Annotated in this window: 15 protein-coding genes; 9 read left to right on the top strand and 6 right to left on the bottom strand. The window is 48.6% G+C overall.

What is annotated here, in order from left to right; translation table 11 throughout:
* Nucleotides 1-91 precede the first annotated feature (91 nt).
* From QUA20_RS03125 to QUA20_RS03115, 3 genes are all read left to right on the top strand, one after another.
* A complete protein-coding gene (locus tag QUA20_RS03125) occupies nucleotides 92-1,861 on the top strand; it encodes an NACHT C-terminal helical domain 2-containing protein (RefSeq protein WP_333185318.1) in 1,770 nt (589 codons plus the stop codon).
* Nucleotides 1,862-2,125: 264 nt separating this feature from the next.
* Nucleotides 2,126-4,243 (top strand): DNA-binding protein, encoded by a 2,118-nt coding sequence (locus tag QUA20_RS03120; RefSeq protein ID WP_333185316.1) that lies wholly within the window; start codon nucleotides 2,126-2,128, stop codon nucleotides 4,241-4,243.
* A gap of 268 nt (nucleotides 4,244-4,511) precedes the next feature.
* Nucleotides 4,512-5,051, top strand: a complete 540-nt coding sequence (locus tag QUA20_RS03115; protein WP_333185314.1) for an MgtC/SapB family protein — start codon at nucleotides 4,512-4,514, stop codon at nucleotides 5,049-5,051.
* A 470-nt stretch (nucleotides 5,052-5,521) separates the two neighbouring features.
* Here QUA20_RS03115 and QUA20_RS03110 read toward each other — a convergent pair whose 3' ends face one another.
* A complete protein-coding gene (locus tag QUA20_RS03110; RefSeq protein ID WP_333185312.1) occupies nucleotides 5,522-6,622 on the bottom strand; it encodes a precorrin-8X methylmutase in 1,101 nt (366 codons plus the stop codon).
* A 315-nt stretch (nucleotides 6,623-6,937) separates the two neighbouring features.
* On the opposite strand from QUA20_RS03110, the gene QUA20_RS03105 reads away from it, so the two are divergent.
* The 3 genes from QUA20_RS03105 (at nucleotide 6,938) to QUA20_RS03095 (ending at nucleotide 11,454) form a co-directional block, all read left to right on the top strand.
* The gene (locus QUA20_RS03105) at nucleotides 6,938-8,851 is read left to right on the top strand and encodes a heavy metal translocating P-type ATPase (RefSeq protein WP_333185310.1); all 1,914 of its coding nucleotides are present in this window, start codon (nucleotides 6,938-6,940) and stop codon (nucleotides 8,849-8,851) included.
* A gap of 313 nt (nucleotides 8,852-9,164) precedes the next feature.
* On the top strand, nucleotides 9,165-11,231 hold the full coding sequence (locus QUA20_RS03100) for an elongation factor G (protein ID WP_333185308.1): 2,067 nt from the start codon (nucleotides 9,165-9,167) through the stop codon (nucleotides 11,229-11,231).
* A gap of 82 nt (nucleotides 11,232-11,313) precedes the next feature.
* Nucleotides 11,314-11,454, top strand: a complete 141-nt coding sequence (locus QUA20_RS03095) for a hypothetical protein (protein ID WP_333185307.1) — start codon at nucleotides 11,314-11,316, stop codon at nucleotides 11,452-11,454.
* 54 nt (nucleotides 11,455-11,508) lie between these two features.
* Here QUA20_RS03095 and QUA20_RS03090 read toward each other — a convergent pair whose 3' ends face one another.
* Both QUA20_RS03090 and petP read right to left on the bottom strand, forming a co-directional pair.
* The gene (locus QUA20_RS03090) at nucleotides 11,509-12,603 is read right to left on the bottom strand and encodes a Get3/ArsA fold putative tail anchor-mediating ATPase NosAFP (RefSeq protein ID WP_333185305.1); all 1,095 of its coding nucleotides are present in this window, start codon (nucleotides 12,601-12,603) and stop codon (nucleotides 11,509-11,511) included.
* Nucleotides 12,604-12,773: 170 nt separating this feature from the next.
* Nucleotides 12,774-12,974 (bottom strand): cytochrome b6f subunit PetP, encoded by a 201-nt coding sequence (gene petP, locus QUA20_RS03085; protein WP_333064930.1) that lies wholly within the window; start codon nucleotides 12,972-12,974, stop codon nucleotides 12,774-12,776.
* Nucleotides 12,975-13,644: 670 nt separating this feature from the next.
* On the opposite strand from petP, the gene QUA20_RS03080 reads away from it, so the two are divergent.
* Both QUA20_RS03080 and QUA20_RS03075 read left to right on the top strand, forming a co-directional pair.
* A complete protein-coding gene (locus tag QUA20_RS03080) occupies nucleotides 13,645-14,754 on the top strand; it encodes a FecR domain-containing protein (protein WP_333185304.1) in 1,110 nt (369 codons plus the stop codon).
* A 424-nt stretch (nucleotides 14,755-15,178) separates the two neighbouring features.
* The gene (locus QUA20_RS03075; RefSeq protein ID WP_333185302.1) at nucleotides 15,179-16,996 is read left to right on the top strand and encodes an adenylate/guanylate cyclase domain-containing protein; all 1,818 of its coding nucleotides are present in this window, start codon (nucleotides 15,179-15,181) and stop codon (nucleotides 16,994-16,996) included.
* Between the two features lie 106 nt (nucleotides 16,997-17,102).
* On the opposite strand, the gene glsA is transcribed toward QUA20_RS03075, so the two are convergent.
* The gene (gene glsA, locus QUA20_RS03070) at nucleotides 17,103-18,029 is read right to left on the bottom strand and encodes a glutaminase A (RefSeq protein WP_333185300.1); all 927 of its coding nucleotides are present in this window, start codon (nucleotides 18,027-18,029) and stop codon (nucleotides 17,103-17,105) included.
* Nucleotides 18,030-18,376: 347 nt separating this feature from the next.
* Between glsA and QUA20_RS03065 the strand changes: the two genes are divergently transcribed.
* A complete protein-coding gene (locus tag QUA20_RS03065) occupies nucleotides 18,377-18,739 on the top strand; it encodes a hypothetical protein (RefSeq protein ID WP_333185298.1) in 363 nt (120 codons plus the stop codon).
* Here QUA20_RS03065 and QUA20_RS03060 read toward each other — a convergent pair.
* A complete protein-coding gene (locus tag QUA20_RS03060; protein WP_333185296.1) occupies nucleotides 18,736-19,722 on the bottom strand; it encodes a YdcF family protein in 987 nt (328 codons plus the stop codon). The two genes, QUA20_RS03065 and QUA20_RS03060, sit on opposite strands and share 4 nt — an antisense overlap.
* A gap of 353 nt (nucleotides 19,723-20,075) precedes the next feature.
* Nucleotides 20,076-21,563 (bottom strand): polyphosphate:AMP phosphotransferase, encoded by a 1,488-nt coding sequence (pap, locus tag QUA20_RS03055; protein WP_333185295.1) that lies wholly within the window; start codon nucleotides 21,561-21,563, stop codon nucleotides 20,076-20,078.
* Between the last annotated feature and the right edge of the window lie 44 nt (nucleotides 21,564-21,607).

Raw genomic sequence — 21,607 nt, 5'->3', positions numbered from 1 at the left:
AACTAGCAACACGGCCTAAATTCAATTGAGATTTGATTTAATCGCGGTGAAATTGTTGGAAATAAAATCAAAATACATCAAAATCAATACTATGACAGTACAAGGTACGAACACCGTTGAAAATAACTTGCAGAAAGTCAGGGAAGAACTGGAAGCCGCCAGAAAAATGCAGGATGAATGGATGAATTACGGGGTAGATTTTGTGGATCGGTATGTTGAAGATGCTGGCGGTGATTGGTTGGAAAAGTGGGGAAAATGTGAAGAAGAATTAGAGCTAATAAAAAGTAAAAAGGTAGATATTGACGCAGTTAAAGCAGCGATCGACCTTTGCAGCTTTCAGCAGACAAAACTGCTGGAAATCGCCTTGAACTGCCGTTACTATACCAGCGATTACCCCGATCGCCCCGAAGAGTCTCCCGCTTGGCAAGAGGTTAAGTACAAACGGCTGTCACTCTTAGGCGGAGCGATTTTCGGTGCAGTTGTTACCGATTACCTGTACCGCGAATATCCAGAACTCGATTCAGATGCTATCTCAACCTTAAAAGCTTGTTTAGCAGACCCGAAAAAAGTTGCGGAATTTGCACAAAATTTGAAATTAAAGGAACTCTCTAGGCGCGTCTGGAATCGAAAAGAAACAGAAGAAAGTCAGTACAATAGAATTTTGGCGGAGACTTTTGAGGCTTTGTTTGGCGCGATTTACTTGGAGTTCGATCGCGATTTTTTCCGTGGGGGAAACTGGCTGATTCAGCACTTGATTGAACCAACTGTTAGCCAGCATCGGGCTCTAACTCAGCGGCGGCGACAAATAGGACCCGAAAACGAGGTGAAACGGCGGGAAATCCTGGGTGCGGATATTCTAGATGCGATCGCGATCGACTATCTGTACAACCGCTTTCCCGAACGCAACGCCAGCCAGCTAAGTCGCTGGAAAAATATGTTGGTGGCTAAAGAGATTTTTCCCAAAGACTTTAAGGCAAAATTAGGCAGTCATTACCTGGAATTGGAGAGCAATTTCTCGCGTACCCGCGACTGGTTGGTGGATAACTTTATCAAAAGCGCAGTTGACGAACTGCTAGAGGAAACCGACACTCAACCAGAATATCTGATAGACAGTGCCAACCCAGAATCGCTGCCAGAATTGGTCAGCCGGATTACAGACAAAAAGTGGAAAAATGAATTTGTGAGAGTTGTCAGCATTTTGCAACCTGCTGACGAACTTTTGCTGCTGATGCAACAAAAAATAGACAGTATGGCCGCTAAAGATGAAACTTTGCAGCAGTTGCTAATCTGGGCAAATCACAAGTCTCAGTTAGTGCAAAGGAATTTCAAACCGGCGGAAATTCGCGCTTTTTATGTTGCCTTAGTTTGCGTGCTCGATTTGGCTTTGACTCGCGTCCTCGATCCGAGTCTGAAGTTTGATAGATCGAAAGTTCGCAAGTTTCGGAATTGTTTGGCCAAAGCGCGAAAAAATGTAGAATTTGCGGCGGTTAACGAGTCTCTGAAATTGGCTTTTGATAATGATGCGGTGGATATCTTGGTTGGCATTTTGGCGCTGGATATTGAACCAGAACTTAAACAACTGCTGGCACAATTTCAGACTCAAATGCCTGATTTGCAACATTGGAAAAAGTGGCGAAAAGATTGCGGTCGCTGTTGGCTGGCAAAATTCAAAACTGCGATCGGCTACAATCGAAACTTTTGCCCCCAACAGAAAACTTTGCTGAAACAGTATTACTACGCCCACAACTTGCTGGTGGAATGCCTCAACAGCGATAATTGTCAGGTGACACCGGCCGTCAGGCAAAAAATTGAGGATAAAATGTTGTTATTGTCGGTGGATTTGAAGCTGGTTCACATTTAATTTTGATAGGGCGGACGGGCGGGACGCCCATCCCACCAATGGACGGACGGGCGGGACGCCCATCCCACCAACAGAAACAGGGCTGACGCACTCCGACCCAAGAAACCGGGTTTTTTACCGAATCTGCGGGCTGCAACCCCTCTTTTGGTGAAAAACCCGGTTTCGACGCACCCGTGCCTAAGTCAGAACAAAGGTAAGATTTAATGTGCAAGTCAAGTTTATTGAGTGATGGCTTCCAAATCCTCTATCCCATAACGGAATTCTATGCAGTTGCAGCGCCAATTTAGCGGACAACTGATTGCGATCGACACCAAAACCGCGATCGCCAGTGGCGGTGAAGGTCGCATCTACCCGATCGCCCAAGACTCGTCCCTTGTAGCAAAAATCTACCACAAACCGACAGACGAAGACGGCGACAAACTCACAGTCATGTTCAGTATGCCGCCGGATGCGCCGATCGCGGAACCGGGACACGCTTCAATTGCTTGGCCGATCGATTTGCTGCATACTGTCGGCGGGCGAGAAAAAATTGTCGGTTTTGTGATGCCGCGCGTCAACAAAGTGATGCCGGTACACACTTTCTACACTCCCAAAACCAGGCGCGAACAAAAACCGCTGTTTAACTATCTTTACCTCCACCGTACCGCCAGAAATCTCGCCTCGGCTGTAAACGCCCTCCACGTCAGGGGTTACGTCATCGGCGACGTAAACGAGTCGAACATTCTCGTCACGGATACGGCCTTGGTAACGCTGGTAGACACGGATTCGTTTCAAGTGCGCGATCCTTATACGGGTTACGTTTATCGGTGTCCCGTGGGTAAACCCGAGTTTACGCCGCCGGAGTTGCAGGGCCAGACTTTCCGCGATATCGATCGAGCTCCAGAGCACGATTTGTTCGGTTTAGCTGTATTAATTTTTCAATTGCTGATGGAAGGTACGCACCCGTTTTCGGGAGTTTATCTCGGTAGCGACGAACCGCCGGCTTTGGAAGCGAGAATTCGATCGGGCCATTTCCCTACAGGTACGAAGCGGATTCCCTACCGCCCGATGCCGGCTGCGCCTCCTTTCGAGATGCTGCATCCCCGACTGCGACAGATGTTTGTCCGCTGTTTTGAGGAAGGGCACGCCAATCCTTCGGCGCGCCCGGATGCGAAAACTTGGGTGAATGCGATTCGGGAAGCGGAAGATTCTTTAATTACTTGCAGCAAAAACAGTCAGCATAAATACGGAAATCATCTGAATCGCTGCCCTTGGTGCGATCGGGCAAAACTCCTCAAAGGCCGCGATCCGTTTCCTTCGCGGCAAGCAGTCAGCAACGGATTGCACTTGCAGCCCGCGAAAATCAAGCGTAAAAAGCCCCAACCACCGCCCGTCGTGAGGGAGCCCGCAGCGCGCCGGCTACAGCCCGCCACGGGGCTGCCGCGTCAACTCGGCCAGTACGCAGTGCCGTTGCTACCGCTGCCGATGTCTTCTCGGAGTCGGACTCCCGCGCCTCGGGTTCCCGCGGGCAAGTTTGAGCGCATTTTTCAGGATGCTGCTTGGGGAGGTGTTTGGGGGAGTTTGTGTTTGGCGGCGATCGGGGGGATTTATTCGGTAATAGCTGAGGGCGGTGGGGCTATTTTGGGGGCTATTTTTGTTGGTACGATTTGGGGCTGTTTTTTTGGGATGATGTGGGGCGTTTTTACTTTGGCGCCGAACCAGATTTGGCGGAAGTGGGGCGGAGTTTTGGTGGGGGCGGCTTGGGGGGCTTTTTTGTTGGCGGCGATCGGCGGTGCGGTGTTTGGCGCGATTAATAGCACTCCGGGAGTCGGGGAGAGGATTTTGGCTGGGGCGGGGGTTGGTGCTGTCTGGGGCTGTGTTTGGGCGAGTTTTCAGCCTCCTCTGGCGCTGCCTGTGGGGAGGGTGTGGGGCCGGCGGGGAGGGTATTTGGGGGCCGTCTGGGGCTCGTTTGTGGGGACTCTGGCTGGTGTTTTTTTGGGGGTTGGGCTGGTGGTTTGGCAGCAATACAATGTCCAGATGCGGCCGGTGAATGAGTTTGCTGGTTTGCTGCTGGGTGTGGCGATCGTGGCGGCTGGTGTGGGTTCTGTTGGAGGTGTGGTTTCTGGGGGTTTGTTGGGTTTTTGCGGGTTTGCGCCGAAGCTGCCGATTTCGTTTCAGCCTTCGGGGGTGAGGGGTGGGGCTTTGGGGGCGATTTGGGGCAGTTTTTTGGGGACTTTCGCGGGTGCTGTGTTGGGGGCGGGGGTGTCTGCGATGTTTCCGGCTGTTAGCGCTGGGGTGCCGGTGGAGTTGGGGCCTGTGGCGGGGGCGATCGTGGGGGCTGGTTTGGGGGCGATTTGGGGGGTGGTTTCAGGTACTGTTTGGGGGGCTTTGGGGAAGTGGTGAAGGAAGAAGCAACGATGTAAATTTGCAACCCCAGATATTTCTCTGCAACCTATTAGCCAAGCGCCTCAACAAAGCGTGCGAGTTCCAGCGTTTGACGTTTCGGGGCCACACATCGAGCCGAACCTCTACTTGAATTTAACTTAGTCTTAACTTAAAATTAACCAAATTCTCTAGTAAATCTAGCGGCTAACCGGAGTTACACTAAGTCAGCCTGCTACGCCTGGGAATGCGTGCGCGTGAAGAGCGAGTTCTAGTAGGAGTACAGGCAATGAGTTCTATCTTTTTTAGCCCCAACGATTGGCAAACAGTCACCTTTAGGCTGACGGCTGCGCTACTGGTAGGCTTCGCGATCGGCATGAACCGCCAGCAGCCAGGTAGACCAGCAGGTTTAAGAACCTTTATGATTGTGAGTCTAGGTGCAGCTATATTTGTAATGATTCCTTTGCAGATGGATGGCGACAGCACCTTTTCCTCTTCCAATGCTTTGAGCCGAACTATCCAAGGAGTTGCCACAGGGGTAGGCTTTCTGGGGGGCGGAATCATTCTGCAACAAACTAAATACCCAGTGGGTAAAGCGGAAGTTAAAGGATTAACTTCCGCAGCAACTATTTGGTTGGCTGCCGGATTAGGTGCAGCGGCAGGCTGCGGTTTGTGGGTGATGAGTTTGATAGGAACGCTGTTTGCACTCTTGGTTTTGAGTGGCGTCAAACGGCTTAAGAAGTCCGCCTTGATTCGTGCTTATGCTAACAGCCAACCAAAAAGACTACTCAAAGATGCAGCCTCAGCGCGAGATCGGCAGCCAGAATAACTAAACTTCCCTTTCAAAAAGTACAAAATATACTCAGCACGGTCAAAGACAATGGTGAGTAGCTGAGTACCTTTTGCGGTTAATTGCTCTGGCTTGAATCTCGGAAACTTTTAGGTTAAAAGAGAATCCAAATATTATTTATGGGTGATAGAAGCCTGAGTAAGTCAGTTATATCAAATCCGGTAGCATCGGAATTATATTACCCACAATCAGGACACGGCAGTGCCGTTTCCCTACAATTAATTGGGGTAGGGAAACGGCACTGCCGTGTCCTGCGTTTATATCATTCCGGTGTTACCGGATTTGATATCAGATATTGCTGTTTAAAATCCCGAAAATCGGAGTAATACTTAGAATATAAACACTTCTTTTTGCCATACTCTTTGAACTGGGTTTCAAGCCAGAATTGCGCTGTCAAACAAATCTCGATACAGGAGAATTTGATTAGTACGCTTTTCTCAAGCCAATCTTTACTTGAGATGACAGTGACAATTCGGCTTTTCAATCAAAGACTCAACCAAAGCATTCAAAGCAACCGCCGCCAACAACCCGCCGCCAAAAGTTCCCACAGTCGTAATATAAGCAACGCCCGATCGCACTAACCGCCGTTTCGCCACCGGAGAATGACTAAAACCGATCGGCATTCCAATTACCAAAGCCGGTTGCAGTTGCCGATTCTCGATCGCCTCGCAAACCGCCATCAGCACAGACGGCGCATATCCGATCGCCAATATACATCCTTTTTCCAGTTTCAACAACTTATCAAACCACTCACCCTGCCGCCAGAATTCCTGTTCCGCTTCCGCCGCAGCATTGATGTGCGGGTCATCAATTAAAGTTTCAATACTTGTTCCCAAATGCGCCAATCTTGTCCGATCCAAAGCCGCAAAAACAGGCGGCACATCAGCCACAATTTGACACTGATTTTTCAAAGCTTCCCGCGCCGATTTAATCGCCGTTTCGCTCAACTTCACAAACGGCAGCAGCGAACAATCTCCGCAAGCTAACACCAGTTTGGAAAGCAAGTCTACCTCAATTTCCGAGCGATCGGCCAAATCCGGCAACAAATGCTGCAACGACTCCCCAAAATCCTCCGGGTGAGTGTGCGCCCCCGCATCCCAACCCTCCCAAAGTTGTTCCAACTCCTCCAACCCCCCCTCAGTTTCGGTCTGCAACAGCCTTAATTGCGCCAGTGCGTCCGCTTGCACCGCTTGACAAGAAATATCCCGCCCCAGCAATCCTTCCAGCGCCGAAGCCGTTTCTCTGAGGCGAACAATTTGCTGAATTACCGACAGATATTGCCGTTGCAGAGTCGCCATCAGCGCGTCAGGAGAAGCATCCGCGTCAGTTTCTAACAGTTTGCGGATGTGAGACAGTTGAAAGCCTTGCTGCTTGAGTGCGACTATTCTTTGCAGTCTTTGCACGTCGCTGCGGGTGTACAGTCTGTAGTTAGAGGTCGATCGCACCGCCGGAGATAGCAGCCCCAAAGCGTGATAATGTCGCACCATCCGAGGGGTAATTGTGCCTTTTACCGCTTCAGTAAGTTGTTTGATTGTCAGGTATTCTTGCATGGGATTTTTGGATTTTGGGATTGTATATTTGGCTTTCTGATTTACCCAGAGTCCGCCGGGGAATTAATTCCCCGTCTCATAGCAGAAGTCGGTTAAAACCGACTAAAACATTAAATTCAATTCTCAACTCTCTTGAGTCCTCTTTCAGAGGACTTGCGCTATGAGACAGGGATTTCAATCCCTGTCGGACTGTCGGACTCTGGGACTCAACGAGGGGCGAGTTGATGCTGGATTTATTTTGGTTTCACTCTTGACATTGACATTAATGTCAATGTTTAAGCTACAGGAGTCATTCTACCAACTCAAATTTCCCCAATGACTCCCAATTCCCTGCCCATCTCTCGCCTCTGGCGCCTCGCCGCAGAACACCCCGACGCTTTAACAGCCACCCTGTGCGGAATTCTAGTAATCTTGGGTTCGCTAGCCCTGCAATTCGGCTGGCTGGGTGTAGCCGTGTTAATCTTGCCCGCGGCTTATGTTATCGGCGGCTATTCCAGTACCCGCGAAGGCTTAACTACGCTTTTTCAAGAACGCGAATTAGATGTAGATTTGTTAATGATTGTCGCTGCTTTGGGCGCGGCCGGTTTGGGGCTGTGGCGGCAAGAATATCATTTAATTGTTGACGGTGCGGTGTTGATTTTAATCTTTGCAATTAGCGGCGCGCTTGAAGGTTATGCTATGCAGCGGACTGAACGCAGCATCCGCAGTTTGATGAGTTTGACTGCCGATACTGCTAGGGTGGTAATGTACGGCGGGGAACGGGAAGTTGCGATCGACAAATTGGAAATTGGCGATTACATTTTAGTCAAGCCCGGAGAAATCATCCCCACAGATGCGATAATTATTGAAGGCTACAGTGCGATCGATCAAGCCTCCATTACCGGCGAATCGATGCCCGTGGAAAAAACCAGGGGCGATGAAGTCTATGCAGGTACAATTAACGGTGTCGGCGCGCTGAAACTCGAAGTTCATAAAACTCCAGAAAGCAGCTTAATTCAGCGAGTGATACGGCTGGTTCAAGAAGCGCAAACAGCAGCGCCTCCTTCTCAAATATTTGTGGAAAAATTCGAGCGCGGTTATGCCAAATTAATTGTCGGTTTAGGCTTGCTGCTGGCAACTTTGCCGCCCTTTGTTTTGGGCTGGAATTGGGAAGAGACAATCTATCGGGCGCTGATTTTCCTAGTAGTCGCATCCCCCTGCGCGCTGATGGCTTCGATTATGCCGGCGCTGCTTTCGGGAATTGCTAACGGGGCGAGACAGGGGATTTTGTTTAAAAGCGGCGCGCAATTAGAGATGATTGGTAAAGTCAGGGCGATCGCCTTTGACAAAACCGGAACTCTCACCACGGGAAAACCTGAAGTTATCCAAATTGTACCAGCAGCCGGATATACTGAAACAGAAGTTCTGCAATTTGCAGCAGCCCTAGAAGCTCATTCCGAACACGCGATCGCCTCTTCAATTGTCAGCGCCGCCCAGCAGCAACAGTTACAATTGTCAACCGCTACCGACGTACAAGCAAAAATCGGTCAAGGAATTGTCGGCAAAGTCAACAATCAAATCATTGCCATTGGTAAAGCCGAATTTGTCGAAGCAACTTCCGAATTGACTCAAATCAGCCAGCAGTTGCAAGCCGAAGGTAAAACAGTTGTTTGGGTGGCAAAGGGCGATCGGCTTTTGGGAATTATTGCAGTAGCAGATACCCTCCGCCCCGAAGCAGCAGCAACGGTAAAACGCTTGCAAAAATTAGGCGTAGAACATATAATTATGCTAACCGGCGACAACGAGCAAACAGCTCAACACATCGCCCGTCAATTAGGCATCAATGAAGTGTACGCCGAACTTTTGCCAGAAGACAAAGTGCAGGCAATTAAACAACTGCAAACCCAGTATCAAACTGTAGCAATGGTAGGAGACGGCATCAACGACGCCCCCGCCCTCGCTCAAGCTTCCGTCGGCATTGCGATGGGAATTTCCGGCAGCGATGTTGCTTTAGAAACTGCTGATATAGTATTAATGGCAGATAAGTTAGAGCAACTAGCTAAAGCAATTAGTTTGGGCCGCCGCGCTCAAAATGTTGTCAAACAAAACATTGTTTTTGCACTCAGTTGCATTGTGCTGTTATTGGCGGCTAATTTTTTCGGAAATATCACCATGCCTTTCGGCGTCATCGGTCATGAAGGCTCTACAGTAATAGTAACCTTAAGCGGTTTGCGACTGCTGAGAAATTAGCCACGAAAAACAGCTAAAATCGAGGTAGAGCCTCTAGTAATGCGTTCTCAGGCAGAGCCTGGGAACGAGAGTTTTATCTGCGTTAATCTGCGTTAATCTGCCTTCATCTGCGGTTAAAAATTCAAAATATTAAGAAAAACTACAATTTGTGTTTGCGTCACTCAAAATACGCTAGCGTCAAAAGTATTAAATCATACCAAAATCTGAAGTTGCTCGAAAATGCAATAAAAATTAACCTAGAAAAAGTCTAGAAAATGGTATTGAACTGATTGCACCAAGAGCAATGGAAAACAAGTTTTCTGTTGGAGGCAATATGAACGAAAAAGTCATTGGGGCCACGCGGAACGTTGCAATTGTTGGCCCTTATTTAAGCGGTAAAACCGCACTGCTCGAAAGTTTGCTGTCGGTGACAGGGACAATTACCCGCAAAGGAAATGTCAAAGATGGCAACACAATAGGTGATAGTTCGCCGGAAGCACGCGATCGCCAAATGAGCGTAGAAGTAAACGCCGCCACCGCTGAATATGAAGGCGTCCGCTTCACATTTCTCGACTGTCCGGGCTCAATAGAATTTGTCCAAGAAACTTACAATGCGCTCATTGGTGTGGATGCGGCGATAATTGTTTGCGAACCCCAAGCCGATCGCACTTTAACCCTCGCACCCCTGTTTAAATTTCTCGACGATTGGGAAATTCCCCACTTAGTTTTCATCAACAAGATCGATCGAGCTTGCACAGACGAAACTACTTGCGGCAGCAATTTCACCGACGTGCTCGACGCGCTCAAATCCGTTTCCAGTAGACCGATCGTACCTCACCAATATCCGATCGGCAAAAACGAACAAATCATCGGTTTTATCGACTTAGTAACCGAACAAGCTTACCACTACCATCCGGGCGCCGCCGCAGATCCCGTCCCGCTTCCAGAACACCTCAAATCACAAGAAAGCGCAGCGCGGCAACAAATGCTCGAAGAATTGGCGAATTTTGACGACCATTTACTCGAAGAATTGCTCGAAGAAATCAATCCCGACGCCGAAGAAATTACCCGCGATTTAAAGATGGAATTAGGCGCAGATTTAATTGTGCCAGTATTCATCGGCATTGCCGAACAAGATTTCGGCGTGCGGCCTCTGCTGGAAGCTTTGCTGAGGGAAGCGCCGACACCGGAAACTACAGCCGAGCGCCGCGGGATTATACAAAGTGAAAACAAAGTTCTGGCTCAAATCCTCAAAACCTATTACACGCCGCAGGGAGGCAAACTATCGTTAGTGAGAATGTGGCGGGGGACGCTGGCAGACGGAGCAATTTTGAACGGCGTTCGAGTTAACGGTTTGTACCGCTTGACAGGCCAGCAAACGCAAAGTTTGCAGTCTGTCAGCGCCGGGGAAATTGTGGCTTTGGGAAGGCTAGAAGGCGTGAAAACAGGCGATACGCTGGCGCTAGACCGATCGTCCGAATTGCCAAAAGCCGAAATCATCCCGCCTGTCTACGCACTGGCGATCGTCCCAGAAAAGCGCAACGATGAAGTTAAGCTGAGCTCCGCTTTAGCTAAATTGCTAGAAGAAGACCCATCTTTAGTCTGGGAACAGCACGGCGACACTCACGAAATTATACTTTGGGGTCAAGGCGAAATCCACCTGAAAGTAGCTTTAGACAGGTTGCGCCGCAAGTATAACTTGCCGATGGTAACTCACTTACCGCAAGTGCCGTACAAAGAAACCATCCGCAAACCTGCATCTTCCATCCACGGGCGCTACAAACACCAAAGCGGCGGACACGGACAGTTTGGCGACGTGTACCTCGACATTCAACCGCAGCCTCGCGGAGAAGGTTTCACGTTTAGCGACAAAATAGTCGGCGGCGTCGTCCCAAAACAGTACATTCCCGGCGTAGAAGTGGGAGTGCGCGAGTATTTGGATCGCGGCCCGCTGGGTTTCCCCGTGGTAGACGTAGCGGTGACGCTGACGAACGGTTCCTACCATTCTGTGGACAGTTCCGAACAAGCTTTCAAGCAAGCGGCGCGTTTGGCGATGCAGGAGGGAATGGCGAAGTGCGAACCGGCCTTGCTGGAGCCGATCGCCAAAGTTGAAATTTGCGCTCCGAACGAGTGTACATCAAAGGTGTTGCAGTTGGTCAGCGGACACCGCGGCCAAATTCTCGGCTACGAAGGTAAAAAAGGCTGGAAGGGATGGGATGCAGTTTCTGCTTATTTGCCGATCGCAGAAATGCAGAATTTGATCGTAGAATTGCGATCGCAGACAATGGGAGTAGGATTTTTTAATTGGGAGTTCGATCGATTGCAAGAAGTGCCGGAACCTTTAGCTAAGCGGGTTTTGCTAACAACTGGCGGCAATGGAAACGGCAACGGTAAAAGTTAAGCTGTAAGGGCGGGTTTCATCAACCCTCTTGGGAAGAATTCAAACGATAAATAAACCCGCCCCCGCCCCACGGCCAATCTGAATGTACATTTCGATTGTTCGTTGGGTGGGTGCGGGTTTTCGAGATTGTTTTTTTTCGGCGATTCTGGTTTGTGAAACCCGCCACTACGATCGCACAAATTCTACGATCGCGAATCAACGAGACATGATATTAGAGAACTAGAGAATTCATCAGTGTATCCCTGTCAAAATCTCTTAGAGTGCCTTCTTCCTTACCCTAAAAAGAAATAATCAAGTAACCATTCAGGAACTTAGCACCCGTAACAGACTTCCCAGTTAGCGCCGGAGGCAGCAAAATATTGCGCCGCTGATCGCCCGCTTCGATCGTCACTTCCGGCCCCGATTGAATCAATTTAATTTCTTTCTTGTCAAACCCAGGCAAAAACAAACTAACTTGACGCTGTGCAATGTTTATGTTAATCGGTTTAGGAGCTTTTGCGGCCTCAGAAAAATCGGGCAAAGCATCAATTAGCGGCTGCCAGTTATTGTCACTGTGCGCCGGAACCGAAACAGCGGTCAAAGGCTCAAAATCGGCAGTAATAGCTTCTGTAACCGGTGCTTGATTGACAATGACACCGCCCACAGTCAAACCAACTTGTTGAGAACTTCCCCAAAGATAGCGGGCAGTTGCGATCGCACTTGCATCCCCAGTCGTCAGCAAAAAAGCCGCCGTGCGGTTCGGATCTGCCAGCGCTTCCTTACCCTTATCCAAAAGATTATCGACTTGCTTCGTAGATTGAAAAGCATTGTCTCCCGACAAATCCACCGTCAACACGGTACTCACAACCGGTTGAATAAAAGGTGAAAGCGCTTTCCCCAAATCCGAATCTACCAAAGCTTGGCGGAACCTGCGGATATACCAACTCAGAATTTCCGGCATTCCCAGCATCCGCAGCGTATCCATGCCGCCATTGCCGTCATAAACAATTACATCGTATTGTTTGCTGTCCTCGTATTCCCGAAGTTCGTTCAACGCCAGCGCGCTGTCCATTCCCGGTAGCACTCCTAATTCTTGACCGTAAATCTGCTTGAAAAACGGAGTGCGGACATATTGAGCTTCTAGTTGTTTAACTTCGTCCCACCTGCGTTCTAGCAGCGGCGCGCTTTGCACCTGAACTGCTTTGAGGTTGGGGGCGATTTCCTGAGGGTTGAGAGTCAGGGGAGTCCCTAGCAGGATACCCAATGCAGGGCCCGGATCTTGGCCGAGCAGCAGAACTCGCTTGCCTTGAGCCGCGTATTTTTTAGCTGTTGCGATCGCGATCGTGCTGCGGCCAGTGCCGCCTTTGCCCAAAAATGTCAAAATCAAAGCCATTTTCTGTTCTCACTGCCAAAGCTTACTCTTTAACATTTAAGCGCAACCTTCAGCCAGAGTGGGGAGGAAGAGGAGAGTGGGAGAGTGGGAGAGTGGGAGAGGGGAAGAATTGGGAAAATTTTTCCTCTTCCTTCTTCCTTCTTCCTTCTTCCTTCTTCCTTCTACATCTGTTAAACGGGTTCTAGCTCATCTTCAAAGAACCAAGTCGCAAAACCGTCAAACTTGACAACCACACCTACTCCGCTACCGTCAACCATTTTGAATCCGTCAACAGTGCCTACTGGATTCTCCTTTATCTTGCCCACTATATTTGGAGGTATCCGATCTCTGAGACGGCGCACCTTCACTCTCTGACCTACTTCTATTGCCACTGAAATTGTTCTCCTGCTCTATATAACCTATATACAACCGTCCATTTTACAGTTTGGCGTCTACTTCGGAACAGCAACGCCAGCAAGCGATCGCTCCCTATGATTTTCCATCGAAATTTCGACCAACTTTCCCTAAAACACGCTATTCTAGTCGCGGTTGGTCGATCGTGTACCTTGATTCGCTTGGGTTTGCCTCATCAGGTTCCACAGCAGCAAGCTCAACTCCCAGACTCTCGCGCACCGCGAAGATAATTATTTTTTATCCCTTTGCAAAAACAATCTTTTTATTAATTGCCACAACTACAGGATTTCTCCCCAATTAGTCATCCTTCCGGCAGAAGCCAAAAAGCATTCAGAAGCAGTAATTAATTTTATGTTTGCTATATACAAATCTGCGATCTCTAAAGTTGACCTCGGCTAAAATCCATACTGCAAAGCACTTTGAGTCTGGTCGGCCAAATTTCCCGAAGGTCAGATTTTAGTAAACTGCCATCTTGTAACAGTTTACTAAAATCTGAAAATAAAAAAAAGATTTAATGCTAAAATTTCAGGTTGAGAAAGTCTATTTTTGCTGTTGTCTTACCGCATAAAAAGTGGAACGCTTGCCGGATTTAGGGTGTCCAAGAGAGCAAATGAAGTCAAGGAACTTCAAGATCACAAAATTGAAATAATGAATAAAATTTTTACGTGCTGGCGATCGACCCAAATTCCGCTCCTAAGTTTATCGTTAGCTGTGTTCGCCTGTCTGCCGCTCGGTCGTGCGGCGATCGCCAGTCCGCTCTCTCCATCCCCCAAACAGCCCTCACACGCTACTAAAATTGTCTCGGTCGATCGACCGCCAGCATTGCCAACAAACTCACAATCTCCAAAAAATCCGGCAACAGTGGCGGCGAATTCATCCCCAGCAGAGACAATAAAGGCTCAGGGAACAGCCGTCGGACGATCGCTCGAAATCCAAGAAATTCGCGGTACAGTCAGCTTTAAAGGGCGGCCGGCGGTTGTGGGCGATCGGCTGCTTGCCCCCGGAGACGAAATCATCACCGGCCCCGATTCCACAGCCCGTTTAGCGATCGACAACTACACCGGGATCGTGGAAGTTGCCGAAAAAACGGCAGTCAGAATATCCACTTTGTCAAACAGTGCAGGCGGCGAAAAAGACACAGCCATTTTTGTCAGCAGGGGGCGAGTCAGGTTGTCGATCGGCAAAACTGCCGCGACAACTGCCGCAGCCAACACCTCAACAATTATCCCGCCGAACCAAATAGCCGCCCTAAATACTTTCAGCGGACTCGGCAAATCAAGTCAAATTGCCCAACAAAAAAGTTCTGCCAAAACCGCCCCAGTCAGGGTTGAAACACCAGAAGGCGTTGCCGGAGTTCGCGGCACCTCCTTTGGCGTCAGCGTCGGCGAAGGCAAAACCGCAGTCGAAACTATTGAAGGTGCAGTCGCAGTATCCGGCGGCAGCAGCGACTCAGAAGTAGTTGTCAACGGCGGCAACGCCACGACAATTTTCCCTCAAACCTCGCCCGTGGCGCCCTCAGCGAGTCCTCGCCTAGCTCAACTCAAAGTCCGCAGTTTGGGGAGACTCAGCGGCAATATCTATCGCCTCAGCGGTCAAATTAACCCGATCGACATAATTTATGTCAACAACGAAGCGATTAAGATCGATCGAAATGGCAACTTCAAAATCCAAGGAATTTTACCTACAAGTCGCCGCCTCAAAATCGTAGTGCGAGGCCCGTCAACCACAGAACGGCATTACAGCCTCGCTGTTCCCTAAACAACCTTTTTAAGAGTAAAGTGCGCGGGCAGTCTCTGAGGATCTGAGTTAGATTGTAAGTCCTATCTGGGTTGATTATCATGTGTAAGTGCGAAGCATTTCGCGGTGAAACTCCCTCAGCCCAGGTGCATCTAAATCTTACAGTTAAGTTTGATTCAATTATTGTGGGGGTGTCCCGCCAGCCGCAAAATACAATTTAGATTCTCAACAGATTAGTCAAAATCAATAAATTTTGCGCCTACCCTTCGCCCTTACGGTATTGTAAAACTTCATGACCAAAAATTTTTTGATGGTACAAGCCCTCGGATTTATTCGTGGAATCAATCCAAAATCTAAAATCTAAAATCTAAAATCTAAAATCGAATGACTCGCACTCCTCTCGAAAATCGGACTCGAATGTTACTTTTTGCGTCAAATTAATTGCATGAAGTTCAAAAAATGGATCGACGAGCATCTCAAAGACAATCAACTGATCGGCCTGCGGCAATATATAATCACAAATCCTCCCTGGATAACAGGTGCCATAGCAGGTATAATGTCTGTAGCCATGCTGCAATTGGGAATGTGGAAACCCCTTGAATATTTGGGATACAAAACGCTATTTCAAATTCGAGAAGCGGGAATTTTGCCAAATCCCGGATGGGATTCTAGAATTGCCGTAATTGCGATCGAACGGCATTCCTTGCAGGAATACGGTCAATTTCCTTGGCCTCGCAACCGCTACGCCCAACTGCTAGAAGCACTGAAAAAATCTCCCCCCACAGCCGTTGGTTTTGACATTCTTTTCCTCGATCCGAGTCCGAAAGATGATATTTTAGCTGCTGCGATCGCCGCCAACGGCAAAGTTGTACTCCCTAGAACCATTAAAGAAGAACCAGTAGCATCTTTAAAAGCAGTCGCCGCAGGTGTCGGCCACATCAGCCATGAAGCCGATAGTGACGGTATTAGCCGCAACTCAAAAATCTTTCTCAACGGGATTCCTAATTTCGGTTTAGCAATGACTCACAGGTACAATGCTGCTAATCCCCAAGATCCAGTATTGCTCCCACATTCCAAAAATAAGCAGGAAAAAAAAGTCTGGGTTAACTGGCCGGGGAAAACAGAAAATCTACCTACCTATGCTTTTGTTGATGTCGTAGAAGGTAAAATTCCCGCAGATGCTCTGACCAATAAGTTAGTTTTAGTGGGCATAGTTGCTACCGGTTTAGACCCGATATCTTCACCTCTCAATAAGACTACGGCTGGGGTTTATTTATATGCAGCGTTGGTTGACAATTTGCTCAATCAACGCTTGCTGCGGCGGCTGCCGGTACTCCTAGAAATTTTGTTATTGTTGGGGATTGGCCCGCTAACCGCTTTGGTTCTGGGCAACCGAGGTGTTACAGAGAGAATTGCGATCGCTCTCGGTTTGCCTATAGTTTGGATTGCGGCTGCTGCTTTGTTATTTGGCTTATTTTTTTGGTGGGTTCCGATTGCCGCACCTATCGGCACTCTCATTTTATCTGGTACTGCTTTGCAACTCCGGGAACAGTACGAAAAGCAGCAGTTGATGAGGTTATTTGAAAAGCACGTCGATCCAGAGACTGCTCAGCTTATTTGGCAACGCAAAGCGGAGATCTTTGAACAGGGAGAACTTGAACCTCAAGAACTTACAGCAACGGTGCTGTTTATGGATATTCGCAGTTTTACTTCGATTTCAGAAAAAATGCGACCGCGAGATTTACTCACCTGGTTGAACAATTATTTGGAAGCGATGACTAACTGTATTATGGATCACGGCGGCGTTGTAGATAAATACATCGGTGATGCAATTATGGCAGTTTTTGGGGTGCCTTTTTGCCATACCGAATATAGAGAAATTCAACAAGATGCTTTGAATGCAGTTGCGGCTTGCATTGCGATGCACGAACGGCTGCACCAACTTAATCAGCAGCTTAGAAGCGAACACAAACCTTTAATTAAGTTTGGCATCGGTTTGCATACCGGACAGTTAGTTGCTGGCAGCGTGGGCGGTTCCCGGCGTTTGAATTATTCTGTGATCGGTGATGCTGTCAACGTTGCTGCTAGATTGGAGGCGATGAATAAGGAAATTGTTTCTGACAGTCCTTTTAATTTGTTGGTGACGGGGAGGACTTTTGCTTACGTGCGCGATCGCTACGAAGGCCAAAAAGTAGGATCGATTCAATTGCGCGGAAAAAAAGAACTGACTGTGGTTTATGCTATTATGGGCGAAAAGCATTAGTCAGTTGTCAGTTGTCAGTTGTCAGTAGGGAAAATTACCTTTTTCCCAATTCCCCATTCCCCATTCCCCATTCCTAATTCCTAATGACTACTGACTACTGACCAATCTAATCAAATACGCTCAGGCGCAGAGTTTTAGCTATTTGTTCTAACAGAAATAAGCCACCGACAGAATTTCCCTCTTTATCCAGGGGCGGACTGTAAAAGCCGATCGCACCTTGACCCGGAATTACCGAGAGCATTGCCCCGCTAACTCCCGACTTTGCCGGCAGTCCCACCCGCAGCGCAAAGCGGGCCGATGCTTCATACAAACCGCAAGTAGCCATCAGTGCTTTGACAGTACGGCAGTTTTCCCGCATTGCTCGATCGCCACTATTTACCAAAACCATCCCCAGCTTAGCTAAATCCTCCACAGTTCCCGACAAACAGCAGACGCGATTGTAAGTTTCTAAAGCAATTTCCGCATTTTGAATATAACCCGATTCTACCATTTTCAAGGCGAGATTCCAATTATTTTGATTCGGGTTTTCCTTCACTGAATCGAGCATTAACTCGTCAACAAATAACTGACTTTTTGCCTGTTGATTCAGCCAACCGAGCAAGTTTTGACAGCGCGCCACAGCATTTTGACCGGGAATCAAAGACGCTAGGGCGATCGCGCCGCTATTAATCATCGGGTTTCTCGGCTTTCCTTGGTCTATTTCGAGTTGAGTTAAGGAATTGAAAGGCAGTTCCGAAGGCTCCCAGCCAACGCAGTCAAATACCGTTTTTTCGCCCAATTCGCACAGCAAATAAAGCAGGACGAAGGGCTTGACTGCACTCATCAGCGGGAATGTTTTATCGATGCTGCCCCAGCTCAAAATTTGACCGTCCGTTGCCAGAATTTGCACGGCAAACCTTTGTCTGTCTGCTTGTGCAAGGAGAGGTATGTACGCGGGAATTTGACCGGATTTACTGCGATTTATAGCCTCTTTTGCCCATGCGGTCAGTTGTTCTGGTTGCAGGGAAGATAGTTTGCTGGTGGATATTGTCAAATTAGATAACTTATTGGTTTAATCTAAAATAAAGTGCGATCGCCCGATCGAGATCACAAACTTTTCCATGCCCGATTTTAAAATAAATCTGACCAAGAAAATTACTTTGCATAAAAACCTGCTATTTGCCCAGATAAATAAGTAGCAGCTTCCAGGCAAAGTTGTTTCCCGACAACAACCAGCACTAGCTCAAAAGGGCGACCGATGGTGATTTCCCTGCCCCGCTGTCAGGGCAGGGTGCTTCTCTAACTTAATTCTCAAGGGAGAAATTCGCAATCCTTTCCGGATACCCCCCAACCTCTGAGAATTTACCATGCAACCGAATCTACCAAAATCAGGATAAAAAAATGCCAGAAGCACCAAAAGCAGAAGCACCAAAAGCAGAAGCACCAAAACCAGCTCCGCTGACTTTTAAGGGTGTGTGCAGCGACGGAGTTCTAAAAGGCAAAGAAATTGAAGGCAAACTAGACATCAAAATCAACGTCGAGTCCGTCAAAGCTAAAGAGGCGCCGGCCCCCAAAAAATCCGAGTGGGAGCCAGTGATCTTTTGGGTATTGTTTGCTTTCATGGCAAACTTGATTGTCGGCGACCCCGCCGGAATGAGAAAAAAATACAACTCCCCACAAAGGTCTGATTCTCATCAGATGTTAAACCAATCTGGGGAGCAGTCGCTGTTGCCTAAGAAAAACACCAACAACTCGCCGCTTTAGGCCCTGGGAGACTGCCAGCCGCGCAAATAGTAATAAAAAGACCCGAAATATTCCTCGAATACTCGCGTCGTAGTTACCAAAGCTTCTGCACGAGGCAAAAAATCTCCCGCGTCTAAGCGGAGTCTGGATTTCCCTCCTGCGGTGGGTTGATAAGTGTAGAAGTCGGTAGCTCTAGGAATCACCTGAATTCCCATATTCGCAAATGCTAGGCTGGCTCGGCGCATCTGAATCGCAGATGTTACCAGAATTACTTTGCGCCCGACACCGCGGCCGTCGAGTATCTTTCTGACTTCTTCAGCACTGGTGCGTATGTTGCTGCCGTTATTGTCGAGAACGATACTGCTGCGCGGGACGCCCATGTTGTTTGCCAGCAACGTTTCGATATCCTTACCTTCGCCAACATAACCCTCCCACTCGGGTCTCGGGCCAGCGGTAACGATGACCATAGGTGCTAGTTGTTTTTTGTACAAAACTGCAGCATAGGGCAGGCGATTGCCTGCATCTGTCAGTTGAATCGCTTCTCGGTTGGCGGTGTGGTTGTTAGTCGTTCCCTTGCCGAGGAGGACGATCGCCGCTGCTGTTTCGTCGCAGCAAACTGTGCGAGCAGCAGCGTCCCGTTCTGCTTGGTCGGCGAACCAGTAAGCTACAACTGGCATACTCGAAAGGATCAAAACTAACAGCGCTGCCAGGATCATTCTCGGCGCCGGGTTGCGGATGCCCCCGTTCGTGATCAGCGCCGATGCAATCACCAGCAGCGTGATCGAAAAACCTAACGGCGTAAAGAAGAAGGCTATTATGCCGAAAATCGCTGCTCCGACTGGCGTGTCTGGCGCAAAAAAAGCCAGGAACAAAAGGCTGATCAGCAGCAAAACGCGCAGCCGGTCTAATAACGGATTGTCTTTGCCTCCTGATTGATCCCACCACGATTTGAGCAGTGAGAACAGGAGGAATAGAAATAGAATGCGAGCTAACAGTTCTGGCATCTTGCAATATTCTGTGTCTTCATAAATTAGTACAGAAGTTTGGAAACGAGCGCGAATTTAGCTGCGGGAGGAAATACGGGCATCGGTGGGTTTTTAACTTTCGCGAATCACGCAGTCCGATCGCATTTATCCTGATGCTCGATTCCGGTCAGCTATCAACCATTGGTTGCAGGGTGAAACCCGCTACTTCCAGTCACAGATTGCTGACAGTTAATTGGTAATTGATAACTGGTAATGGTTGATTGGTAATTGGTAATGGATCGAGTACACCGCAGGTGGAATTGACAATTCAAGCCTGCTTTGTTCTGCCTACTTTTGTCCCCATTACCTGTTACCCATTCACCAATCCCAATTTATCGGCGCTTCAGTTGATTCCGAATTGCCTGCGTTACCGTTTGAATTACTTTAACACGAGCATAATACTTGTTATTGGCCGCAATTAGCGTCCAGGGAGCAAGCGGCGTGCTGGTGCGCTGAATCATTTGATTCACCGCCACTTCATAATAATTCCACTTTTCCCGATTTCGCCAATCTTCCTCGGTGAGTTTGTATTGTTTAAATGGATTGTTTTGCCGCTCTGTAAACCGCTTTAGTTCTTCGTCAGGACTGATGTGCAGCCAGAATTTAACTAACACACAACCGAAACTGGTGAGTTGCTCCTCAAATTCGTTGATTTCCTGGTAAGCTCGACGCCATTCGGGTTCGGCGGCAAATCCTTCGACTCGCTCGACCAGCACTCTACCATACCAACTGCGATCGTAAATGCTGATTTTACCAGCCGTTGGCAGCCGCTGCCAGAACCGCCAGAGGTAGTGATGCGCTTTTTCTTCGTCTGTCGGGGCCCCAAAGGCATTAACGGTGTAACTGCGGGGGTCCAATACGTCCGTCAAGCGTTTGATCGCTCCTCCTTTACCGGCGGCGTCCCAACCTTCAAACATCACTAACACCGGGATTTTATCTTCGTAAATGCTTTGTTGCAGTTTACCAAAACGGGTTTGTTCCTCGCGAAGTTGCTGTTTGTATTCGTCGGGCGACAGCGATTGAGTTAAATCTACTTGGGCCAGCAAGTCGGGTTCGGTGGGTTCCAACCTTTCTTGAGGTGGCAATTTCACGGGTGCAGATTGCATCGGCAGTCTGTCTAAGGCATCTGTAATTGTCGCTGCCATTTGCGTTAAAACTTTGACTCTCGCCCACCGCTGACAATCGCCTTCTACTAGCGTCCAAGGTGCGGAGCCCGTGCCGGTTTGGGCTACCATTTCTTCTGCTAAAGTTGTGTATTCTTGGTATTTTTTGGCTTGTTTCCAATCTTCGGGCCGCACTCGCCAAGCTTGTAAGGTATCGTCTTCTAGTTTTTTGAGCCGGTGCTTGAGTTCTTTTTTGCTCAAGTGAATCCAAAATTTGGCAATTGCCGCGCCGTCATCTACCATCTGCCGCTCGAAGGCGTTGATTTGCCTGATGACTGTGGGTACTTGGGCGTCGGAGACTCGATCGAACAATCGGTCTTCTAAAACATGAGTGTACCAACTGTGGTAGAAAAAACCAATTTTGCCGCGGGCGGGGAGTTGCTGCCAAAATCGCCACAGAAAAGGATAGCCCTTTTCTGCGGCTGACGGCGGCCAAATCGGGTGGACGGCAAACCCCCGCGGGTCCATGTACCCTACCATTTGTTTGACTAAAGCGCCTTTGCCCGCGGCTGCCCAGCCTTCGAGGACGATAATTGCGGGCAATTTTTTTTCCCAGCAGGCCAGTTGGAGCGATCGCAACTGTTTCATTAAAACTTCTATCTTGGCATCGTAGGTTTCTTTATCGAGGGAGATATCTAAATCGAGGTTTTCGAGCATATTTACCTCATATAAATCTGAGAAAACTGTTTAACGTTAGTTTA

It is taken from the genome of Microcoleus sp. Pol7_A1 (genome assembly GCF_036701085.1).
Taxonomy (GTDB): domain Bacteria; phylum Cyanobacteriota; class Cyanobacteriia; order Cyanobacteriales; family Microcoleaceae; genus Microcoleus; species Microcoleus asticus.
Note: the sequence above shows the minus strand (reverse complement) of the source record. Positions and strands in the feature narration are given on the sequence as shown.